Origin of the sequence: Kitasatospora sp. NPDC059827, from assembly GCF_042731675.1 — a bacterium.
Lineage (GTDB): Bacteria > Actinomycetota > Actinomycetes > Streptomycetales > Streptomycetaceae > Kitasatospora.
In genome coordinates this window covers 1-9,699 of record NZ_JBHWIV010000074.1, presented here as the reverse complement: position 1 = coordinate 9,699, position 9,699 = coordinate 1, and the positions used below count along the sequence as shown (strand labels likewise).

Sequence of the window (9,699 nt, the reverse complement as noted above, 5' to 3'; positions counted from 1 at the left end):
TCGCCCCCGGTCGCCTTTCACCCGCGCCGGGCCCCGGGGGGGGGGTGGCGCGGCCCGGCCAACGGGGCTGGGCGGCGGTGGCGGCCCCCCGGGGGGGGTGTCGCCGTCCAGCGACCTGGGCGGGTCACCGCCGAGGTCGCTCCCCTGGTCGGGGGCGTGCCACGGGGATCCGGTCGGAGGCGTAAGGGCCCGGCCTGATCCGCGCGGCACGCCCGCTAGAACGGGCCGAGGCCGCCCGCGGTGAGCGTGCAGGCGGCCTCGCAGAGGGCGGAGCGGAGCACCCAGGCGTCGGTGGGGCGGGTGGCGCGGCCGGTTCCGGTGGGCGGGATCACCCAGCGCGGGTCGGTGGCGCCGGGCACCAGGGCGCCGGCCGTACAGGAGCTGCCGGGCAGGTGCCAGGTCTCCCAGGTACCGGCCGGGACGAGGAAGGAGACGGTGCTGCCGTTGCGGCTCTGCAGGACGGCCCCGCAGGCGCGGCGCAGCCTGAGGATGTCGACGGCCTCCAGGCCGTGCCGCAGGGCGACCGTCACCGTGTCGCAGGCGGTGAGGAGGGTGTCCTCGGCCGGGACGACGGCGTCCCGGCGCAGTCCGCCGCAGGAGCCCCGGCCGCCCTCGACCGGGCCCCGGCCGGGGAACCGGTCGTCGGCGGGGTCGGGGAGCAGGGCGGGGACGGCGGCGGCGAGCACGCCCCCGGCGACGGGTCGGTGCTGCGGCAGTCCGGTGGCCATCATGGGCCCTCCTGTACCTCGTCGGTTCGGAAGCACTGCCGCCGGGTGTGGGGCCGCGGGGGCGGGGACGGGCCGGGGGGCGGCCTGGGCTTCCACGTATCAGGACAACGCCGCGGGACCGCCGGAGGCCACGGGGCGCATTACAGCAAGGCATGGCATTTCATGGCGGATATCCGACAACAATGCCCGCTTTGCACCGGATTGACAGCAAATGCCGCACCAACCGAATGTGTCCGACCGGTGACTCCGAGTACTCTCGGCGCCATGGCAGCCACCCCACCGGCCGAGCCGAACCGACCGTCCCCCAACACCGTGATGCGCGCACTGCGCGGCGACCGCTCACCGGGCGAGTTCGCCACGGCCGTCCGCCGCGCCGCCCGCGAGATCGGCGAGCACGTGTCCTGCGACGCCCGCTACGTCGGACGGGTCGAGTCCGGTGAGATCCGCTGCCCCAACTACGCCTACGAGCGGGTGTTCCGGCACATGTGGCCGGGATGCACGCTCACCGACCTCGGCTTCGCCCCCCGCACCGCCGTCCGCCGCCGCTCGGCGGCCGGCGGCGGGGCGTCCGCCGGGGCGGCCGCGCTCCACCTCCCGGTCCATCCACCGTTCCCGCCCCTGCCCGCCCCGCGCTCACCACTCTCCACTCAACTCCCGTACGCTGCCTCGCCGTACGCGGATCCAACCGCTCCGGACGGGCCCCCGTGGCCGATGGCCGGCGCGGTGCCCAGGGGGCCCGATGGATCGCCCTATCTCGACGAGGAGAACGACGACGTGCGTCGCCGTACGTTCCTGGCCGGCGGCACCACCGCGCTGGCCACCGTGATCGGCATCGACCGGCCGGCCGCCGCCGGCCCGGTCACCCCTGCCGTCACCGCCACCGGCCCCGGCTTCGGCCCGGCACCCGGCCGATCCGCCTTCCCCGGTGCGGAGTTCACCGCGCCCGCACTGCACGGCGCCGATCCGGTGGTGTTCGGGCGCCCCGGGCCGGTGCCGCCGCTGCGCAAGGTCGGCACCGCCGAGGTGTTCGGCGTCGAACAGGCCGTCCGGGACATCAGACTGGCCGACGACGCCCACGGCGCGGACGCCCTGTACGAACTCGCCGGGCAGTCCCTGCGCACCGCCTACGTCCTGCTCAACGAGGGCGACTACAGCGCCGAGACCGAGCGCCGGCTCCAGGCCGGGGCCGGTGAACTGGCCATCTCGGTGGGCTGGTTGGCGCACGACTCGAACCGGCTGGCGGACGCCCGCTCGTTCTACGCCGAGGCGCTCGCCACCGCCCGGATGGCCGGGGACTCCGCCCTGGAGGCGCACGTCTTCTGCAACAGCGCCTTCCTCGCCCGGGACGCCGGACGCCCGCGCGAGGCGCTGCGCGCCGCGCAGGCCGGGCAGTCCGCAGCCCGGGAGGTGGACTCCGCCCGGCTGCTCGCCCTGCTCGCCATGCGCGAGGCCGGCGCCTGGGCCGTGCTGCGGGACCGTTCCGCCTGCGAACGCGCGATCGGCCGGGCCTACGCGCTGTTCGACCGGGGGCCGTCGGAGACCGACCCGGAGTGGATGTCCTTCTTCGGCGAGGCGGAGATCGCCGGGCTGCAGTCGCAGTGCTGGTCCGCCCTGGAGGACTGGGACCGGGCCAGCGAGCAGGCCGCGCTGGCCATAGCGCTCCAGGAGCCGCACTTCGTCCGCAACCGGGTGCTGTACACCGCCGAACTGGCCCACGACCGGCTGGGCCGGGGGGACTTGACGGGGGCGGCGCACCACGGCTCGGCCGCCGTCGCACTGTTCGGCGAGGTCCGCTCGGCCCGGATCCGCAGCATGCTGGCGGACACCGCGGGACGGCTGCGGCAACACGCCTCGGTCGCCGAGGTCCGCCGCTTCCTGATCGGCTACGACCGGGCCGCGGCGGCCTGAGCGGACCGACGACCGCTGTGACGGGTCGTCACCACCGGCCTCAGTGGGCCGCGTTCAGCCCCTCCAGGTGGGACAGGTCGTTCCAGACCTCCACCGCCGGGGCGCCGTACTCCCAGGACAGCACGCACAGCGCCGCCGTACCGAGCTTGAACCGCTGGGCGAACTCGGGCGGCAGGCCCAGCCAGCGGGCGGTCAGGATGCGCAGCAGGTGGCCGTGCGCGAACAGGACGACGTCCCGGTCGGCGCAGTGCATCTCGGTGGTGTCCGACTCCGGGACGCCGTGCTCCTCGTTGAGTCCGGCCAGGAAGGCGTCCACCCGGGCGGCGACGTCGGAGAGCTTCTCGCCGCCGGGCACCCCGTCGCGCCAGATCAGCCAGCCGGGGTGGTCGGTGGCCCGGATGTCGGCGCCGGTGCGGCCCTCGTACTGGCCGTAGTCCCACTCCAGCAGTTCGGGGCGGTCGACCGCGCGGTCGCCGAGGCCGGCCAGCGCACAGGTCTCCTTCGCGCGGCCGAGCGGGCTGGTGTAGACGAGCGCGTCCGGCAGGCCGTTCCAGGGGGCCTTGGCGAGTCGGGCGCCGAGCGCCCGGGCCATCGCCCGGCCCTCCTCGGTCAGCGGGATGTCGGTGCGGCCGGTGTGGCGGCCGGTGGCCGACCACTCGGTCTCACCGTGGCGGACCAGCACGATTCGGGCGGGCATGGCAGGCTCCTCGCAACGGGGCGGTCAACGGTCGGTCTCACCCTTGAGCACCGGGCTCCATGATCCCCCACCGGCACGGCGGCCACGATCGCGGGCCCCGGCCGCCCGGTCCGCACCGCGTTGTCGGACCCGGATGCGACACTGGGCCGCACCATGAACGTCTCGACGAACGTCCCGCTCGGCGGGCCCGCTGAGCCGCTCGCCCTGCGGCTCGCCGAGCTGCGCGGACCGGCCCCGCAGCGCAGTCTGAACGCCCGCTCCCTCGCCGCCCTGGCCGCCAATCCGGGCTGCCACCGCCGCGCCGTCCTGGACGCGGCCGGAGTGGACAAGTCGGTGCTGGCCGCCCGGCTCGGCCGCCCCGCCCCCTTCGGGCAGTCCCCGTTCGCGATCGCCCGCGGCCTGGTCTTCGAGTCCCGGCTGAAGGCGGACGACCACGCCGCCCTGCTGGAGCCGCTCCGCGCCCACCTCGGCGTCCCCGCGGACGACCGCACCCCGCTGCTGGTCCCGGACCTGCTGCACCGCTCCGGCCCGGCCGTCCGCGCCGACCGGACGGCCGAGGCCCTGGCCCGGGCCGCCGCCGACCCGGACGCCTGGACGCTGCTGGACCACCCGATGCTGCGGCTCGGCGTCGCCGGAAGCACCGCCTACCTGGAACCGGACGCCCTGGTGGTGCACGGCGGGCGGTGCACGGTGGTCGAGATCAAGTCCTTCCCGGTGCTGGACGGCAGCGCGGACCCGGCCAAGGTCGGCGCCGCCGCCCGCCAGGCCGCCGTGTACGTGCTGGCGCTCCAGCACGCCGCCGCTGCGGCCGCCGGGCTGCCGCTCACCGACGACCCGTACACCGAGCAGCGGCTGCCGGGCAGCCCCCGCACCACCGTGCTGCTGGTCTGCCCGAAGGACTTCGGCAACCGGCCGACCGCGGTCGCCGTCGACGTCCGCCGCGAGCTGGCCACCACCCGCCGCCAGTTGAGCCGGATGACGGGCATCGGCCGGCTGCTGGAGGCGCTGCCGCCCGGCACCGACTTCGACCTGGCCGCCGACCAGGACGGCGCCCCGGCCCGCAGCACCGAACAGCTGACCGCCTCGGTCGAGGCGGTGCCCGCCGCCTACAGCCCGGACTGCCTCTCCACCTGCGAACTCGGCTTCCACTGCCGCGCCCGGGCCCGCTGCGACGACCGGGTCGAGCAGCTCGGCCGGGGCGTGCGCGGCGAGCTGGGCGACCTCCGGACGGTCACCGGGGCCCTGGCCGCAGCGGCCGGCGCCGGGGGCTCGAACGGCGGGGACAACGAGGCCGGCGAGGACGGGGACGGCGAGGACGGCGACGGCGCGCACGAGGCGGCCGAACGCCTGGCCTACGCCTCCGCCCTGCGCGCGGAAGCGCTGGGTACGAGGGCGCCGGGTACGGAAGCGCCGGGCCCGGAAGCCTTGGGCGGGACCGCATGAGCCTGCTGACCACCCTCGCCCGGCTGGAGGCCGTCCGCAGCGGGCAGGCCGAGCCGCTGGCCACCGTCCGGCACCGGCACCTGTCGGAGCGCCCGATGGTGGTCGTCCCGCTGACCGCCGCCGGTGAGGCCGGCGCGCCGCTGGCCGTCCTGCTGGGCACCGACCGGGACGCGCCCCGGCTGCACCTGGTGCCGCAGCCGCTCAACCGCACGCTCCGGTTCGACTACCTGGCCGCGCTCGCCGCCGACCTGCTGCCCTACCTGGAGTCCTTCGGCACGGACGTCGAACAGATCGAGGGCTCCGAGAAGGACCCGGAGAGCGGCGAGAAGACCCAGGTGTTCCGGGAGTTGTGCACGGACGCGCCGCAGCTGATCGTGCCCAACGGCGGGGGCGTGCACCACCTCGCCCTGATCGGCCGCTCCACCCGCTTCCGCCGCACCGCCGAGGACGCCGACCCGGGCCCCCACCCGGCACCGCTGCGGGTGCCGCTGCTCGGCCGCTGGCTGACCCACCTCACCGACCGCGCCCAGGTGCCCGGTTCCAGCCTGCTGCTGCCGATGACCGGCCTGCTCGCCCGGCACTGGGCCACCGGCCAGAGCCACCTGGAGGACCAGCACCTGGCGGCCCGGCTGGCCTGGCACGCTCCGCCGCCGGGGCTGACCGGGGCCGGGGCGGCCGAACTGGCCGAGTCCGCCCGCGACGAGCACGGCCAACTCGTGCACCCGCCGGCCGGTCCGGCCACCGACCCGGCCTTCGACGAAGGGGTGCTGGCCCCGGCGATCGCCCGCTACGACGCGGCCGTCAACGCCCTGCAGCACAGCACCGAGCAGCGCGACGAGGCCGCCGCCGAGCGCGCCCGGGCGGCCGTCCGCGCGGCGGTCGAACAGCTGGAGCGGGCGCTGTCCGCCGTCCTCCTCCCGACCTGGCGGGACGTCTGGCGGGGCCTGGACCTGCTGCGCGCCCTGCCGCCGGCCGGCCACCTGGAGGAGCGCTGGACCGGCGACCGCTGGTCCTACACCGGCCACCGGGACCGCCTGGCGGCCGGCGAGCCCCCGCAGCCCCGGCAGGACGACGCCGTCACCGCGGCCCGCAAGCTCGCCCAGCGCGAGCGCGAGCAGGCCCGGCTGGACGTCCAGGAGGCCCTGGACGACCCGCTGGCGATGGCCGAACACCGGCTGTCCGGCGAGGCGTTCAGCGGGGTGGTGACGAAGGTGGTGCCGGACTACGACACCACCGGCCGCTCCCCCAAGCCGCGCCCGCTGGTCACCCTGCGCACCACCGACCGCCCGCACGCCGACCTCGGCCGGGAGGCGCACCGGGTGCACGGCCCGACGGCGCAGAAGGCGCGGATCGTGGCGGTCGACCCGGCCGAGGGCACCATCACGCTGCGGGTGCTGTCCGGCATGGGCCGCAAGAAGGAGCCGGAGCCGGGCAGCCTGCCCGAGCCCGGCGAACCGGTCACCTTCACTCTGTTCGAGCTGACGGTCCGCCAGTCCGCGCCGCTGCCCGAACCGGACGACACCCCGTGGACCCACGGCGGCCCGCCGGGCGCCGCCTCGGCCCCGCCGTCCGCTACCAACGCCGCCACCACCACCGCCGCTGTCGCCGCCGAGGAGTGGGAGTGATGACCGAACCGATCGACGCGCAGTCCCCGGGGGCGGCCGCCGACGCCGCCGTGGCCCGGATCCTGGCGGCCACCGTCCACCCCGCGGTCGGCGCGCCGCGCGGCGTGGTGGTGGACTCCCCGCCCGGCGCCGGGAAGTCGACCCTGGTGGTGCGGGCGGCCCGGGAGCTGGTGGCGGCCGGCGAGCGGCTGATGGTCGTCGCCCAGACGAACGGCCAGGTGGACGACCTGGTCGGCCGACTGGCCGAGAAGGCACCGGAGTTGACGATCGGCCGACTGCACGCGGCGGACTCCCGGCCCGGCCCCGAGGTGCTCCGGCACGCCAATGTCACGCCCTCCGACAAGGTCGCCGACCTGGTCGAGCACGACGTGGTGATCTCCACCGCCGCGAAGTGGCAGTGGGTGCGGGCCGAGGCGCCGTGGCGGCACGCGATCGTCGACGAGGCGTACCAGATGCGCTCGGACGCCCTGCTGGCGGTGGCCCGGCTGTTCGAGCGGGCGCTGTTCGTCGGCGACCCGGGCCAGCTGGACCCGTTCACCGTGGTCGGCACCGAGCAGTGGGCGGGCCTGTCCTACGACCCGTCCAGCAGCGCGGTGGTGACGATGCTGGCGCACAACCCGCAGATCGAGCCGCACCGGCTGCCGGTCTCCTGGCGGCTGCCGGCCAGCGCGGCGCCGCTGATCTCCCGGGCGTTCTACCCGTACACGCCGTTCCGCTCCGGCACCGGCCCGGACGACCGCGGGCTGACCCCGGCCGTCCGCCCGGACGGCTCGGCGCTGGACGCGGTGATCGACCGGGCGGCCGAGCACGGCTGGGCGCTGCTGGAGCTGCCCGCCCGGCACACCGTGCGGACCGACCCGCAGGCGGTGGCGGCCGTCGCGGCGACCGTGCGGCGACTGCTGGAGCGCGGGCTGACCGCCCGCTCCGAACAGGGCGAGGCGCCGCTCACCGCGGACCGGATCGCCGTCGGCACGGCGCACCGGGACCAGGCGGCGGCGGTGCGGGCGGCCCTGCTCAAGGTGGGTGTCCCGGTGGACGGCACGGTCGGGCCGGCCGTCACGGTGGACACCGCGAACCGGCTGCAGGGCCGGGAGTACGACGTCACCGTGGTGCTGCACCCGCTCTCCGGACGCCCCGACGCGACCGCCTTCCACCTGGAGACCGGCCGGCTCTGCGTGCTCGCCTCCCGGCACCGGCACGCGTGCATCGTGGTCGCCCGGGCCGGGATCGCCGAACTGCTGGACGAGCACCCGTCGACCGAGCCGGTCCAACTCGGGGTCCCGGTGGCCTTCCCGGACGGCTGGGAGGCCAACCACCAGGTCCTCCAGCACCTCGGCGGCCACCGGGTCCGGCTGAGGTAGCCGATCGTGGACGGTCAGTCCTCGGTCTCGCAGACCGCGAAGGCCACCACGGACCCGTGCGCGGCCTGGGCGCTCCAGCCGGTGGCGTCGGCGGTCGGCCCGCTGGCGCGCACCGGGCCGTCGGCATCGGGCTGGAGCCGGTAGCCGCCGCCGGTCAGGTGGGTGCCGTTCGGGCAGGTGGCCGTGGAGGTGCCGCCCGGGCTGCTGGGCGGCCCGGTGACGACCTTCGCCGTCTCCGCCGCGGCGGCGGGGGCGGCCGGGACGAGGACGGCCGGGACGAGGACGGCGGCGGCCAGCAGGAGGCCGGTGGACAGTGCGCGCATGGGGTGCTCCCGGTTCGGTGGACGGTGCTCGACGGACGGTGCTCGGTTCGATGGGTGGCGCCGCTCGGCGGGTGCTTCCCGGTCCGCCGGGCGGCCGCCGTACCCGGTACAACCGGTTCGCATGCGACCTGGAAGCGCGGCGCCCGGATCACCGCCCCGGCGCGCGCCCGGGAATAGCGCCTGCACGCGCACCGTTCCGCTACCGGCCGCCGCCGCGAGACAATGGACGACGGCCACGACCGGGCGGCGCGGCCCGGAGCAGCCCGCCGCCCTCCCTCACCGAGACCCCGGAGGTGTCCGTCCATGCCCGACTCCCCCGCCGAGACGCCCGAGCCCACCAGGCGCCTGCGCCCCGCGCAGCTCCTGTTCGAGCCGCAGGCAGCCGAACCGGAGCCGGAACGATTCTTCGACCTGGAGTCGATCGACGACCCCGCCGAGCTGCTGCGCCGCTCCACCGAGCTGGCCCTGGCCTTCCGGGCCGCCGCCGAGCGGGCCACCGACTTCCAGGCCGTCGCCGCCGCACAGCTGGCCGACCCGCGCCGGTTCGACGCGCTGTCGGACACCGAGGTCGCCGAGCGCGCGGACTGGACCCCGGACTACGCGGCCAAGATGATCGAGTACGGCCGAGGCCTGATCCAGCCGCGCCGCCACGAGGACTGATCCCACTCCTCGAACCCCGCCCGCCGAACCCAGCCCCTCGAACCCTGCCCCTCGCGTCCCGCCCCGGCCCGTTCCGCAGACCCTCCCCAGCCGCTGGCATATGCCAGCGGCGGAGGGTACGCGATCGCCCGTCGCCCTGTCCGGCGAACGGGGCTTTCCACCACGCCGGGGGCGCGCACGGCGCAGGCTGCTGGGCGTGGACATCTGGACGCACCAGTCGGTGGAGTACGTCACCGTGGCCGGGGAGGCCTGGCTGGCCTCCGCCAGCGAGTACCCGCGCAGCATGCGCGCCCTCTGGGAGGCCCGCCCGTGGGCACCCTCCGTGCTGCCCTGCGGGCGGGCCTTCGACGTGATCAGCATGCCGTCGCTGTTCGGCCGCCGGGTGCTGGACGAGCTGTGGGCCTCCGGCCCCGGCTGCGGCCCGGTCGCGGCCTACCGCGGGCGCACCCTGCTGTTCGTCCGGCCCGGCACCGCGCCCCGGCTGCGCCGGCTGCTGGCCTGGGAGGAGTGGGCCCGGGACGTGCCGCCGCTGCTGTGCCACGGCAAGGGCGACGCGGTGACCGTCCCGCCGCTGCAGCGGATGGTGCACGGCCCGGACTCCCCCGGCCGGGGCACCGGCCGCTGGATCGTCGCCCCGGAGGAGCGGGAGCCCTGGCTGCCCGGGGCCTCGGTGGTGCTGTGGGCCTGTGTGCGGGCGGCGCGCGAGCCCGGTACCGGCGCCGTGGCCGAACCGGTCCTGGTGACCCGGGGGTGAACGGAGGGCGGCCGGTATTCGATTTTGGCTCGACCGCCGGCCGCTGCTACAGTTTTCTCTGTCAGCAGGCGCCGCTAGCTCAGTTGGTTAGAGCAGCTGACTCTTAATCAGCGGGTCCGGGGTTCGAGTCCCTGGCGGCGCACAGACAGCCGGAAGGCCCCTTGCGAGAGCAATGGGCCTTACCGCGTTTCCCCGTGAGC

The 9,699-nt window shown here is 76.3% G+C and carries 9 protein-coding genes and 1 tRNA gene; 7 read left to right on the top strand and 3 right to left on the bottom strand.

The window, feature by feature from the left end; translation table 11 throughout:
- Window positions 1-215: 215 nt before the first annotated feature.
- A complete protein-coding gene (locus ACFV8H_RS32365) occupies window positions 216-731 on the bottom strand; it encodes a hypothetical protein (protein ID WP_380407087.1) in 516 nt (171 codons plus the stop codon).
- A 261-nt stretch (window positions 732-992) separates the two neighbouring features.
- Between ACFV8H_RS32365 and ACFV8H_RS32360 the strand changes: the two genes are divergently transcribed.
- On the top strand, window positions 993-2,636 hold the full coding sequence (locus ACFV8H_RS32360) for a tetratricopeptide repeat protein (RefSeq protein ID WP_380407085.1): 1,644 nt from the start codon (window positions 993-995) through the stop codon (window positions 2,634-2,636).
- Between the two features lie 40 nt (window positions 2,637-2,676).
- On the opposite strand, the gene ACFV8H_RS32355 is transcribed toward ACFV8H_RS32360, so the two are convergent.
- Window positions 2,677-3,333, bottom strand: coding sequence for a histidine phosphatase family protein (locus tag ACFV8H_RS32355; RefSeq protein ID WP_380407083.1), 657 nt, complete (start codon window positions 3,331-3,333; stop codon window positions 2,677-2,679).
- A gap of 153 nt (window positions 3,334-3,486) precedes the next feature.
- On the opposite strand from ACFV8H_RS32355, the gene ACFV8H_RS32350 reads away from it, so the two are divergent.
- Genes ACFV8H_RS32350 through ACFV8H_RS32340 form a run of 3 tightly spaced genes read left to right on the top strand, consistent with a single transcriptional unit; the run spans window position 3,487 to window position 7,762 of the window.
- Window positions 3,487-4,776 (top strand): hypothetical protein, encoded by a 1,290-nt coding sequence (locus ACFV8H_RS32350; protein WP_380407081.1) that lies wholly within the window; start codon window positions 3,487-3,489, stop codon window positions 4,774-4,776.
- Window positions 4,773-6,401 (top strand): hypothetical protein, encoded by a 1,629-nt coding sequence (locus tag ACFV8H_RS32345; protein ID WP_380407079.1) that lies wholly within the window; start codon window positions 4,773-4,775, stop codon window positions 6,399-6,401. Before ACFV8H_RS32350 ends, ACFV8H_RS32345 begins: the two co-directional genes overlap by 4 nt.
- Window positions 6,401-7,762 carry an AAA domain-containing protein gene (locus ACFV8H_RS32340; RefSeq protein ID WP_380407077.1) on the top strand — a complete coding sequence of 454 codons (1,362 nt, stop codon included), beginning with the start codon at window positions 6,401-6,403 and terminating at the stop codon, window positions 7,760-7,762. The genes ACFV8H_RS32345 and ACFV8H_RS32340 overlap by 1 nt, the downstream gene beginning before the upstream one ends.
- A gap of 14 nt (window positions 7,763-7,776) precedes the next feature.
- Here the strand turns inward: ACFV8H_RS32340 and ACFV8H_RS32335 are convergent, their stop codons facing one another.
- On the bottom strand, window positions 7,777-8,085 hold the full coding sequence (locus ACFV8H_RS32335) for a hypothetical protein (protein WP_380407075.1): 309 nt from the start codon (window positions 8,083-8,085) through the stop codon (window positions 7,777-7,779).
- A 303-nt stretch (window positions 8,086-8,388) separates the two neighbouring features.
- Here ACFV8H_RS32335 and ACFV8H_RS32330 point away from each other — a divergent pair, with 303 nt between their 5' ends.
- From ACFV8H_RS32330 to ACFV8H_RS32320, 3 genes are all read left to right on the top strand, one after another.
- Window positions 8,389-8,745 carry a hypothetical protein gene (locus tag ACFV8H_RS32330; protein ID WP_375883340.1) on the top strand — a complete coding sequence of 119 codons (357 nt, stop codon included), beginning with the start codon at window positions 8,389-8,391 and terminating at the stop codon, window positions 8,743-8,745.
- A 190-nt stretch (window positions 8,746-8,935) separates the two neighbouring features.
- Window positions 8,936-9,499 (top strand): bifunctional DNA primase/polymerase, encoded by a 564-nt coding sequence (locus ACFV8H_RS32325; protein WP_380407121.1) that lies wholly within the window; start codon window positions 8,936-8,938, stop codon window positions 9,497-9,499.
- A gap of 68 nt (window positions 9,500-9,567) precedes the next feature.
- Window positions 9,568-9,641, top strand: a tRNA-Lys gene (locus tag ACFV8H_RS32320).
- The last annotated feature ends 58 nt before the right edge of the window (window positions 9,642-9,699 follow it).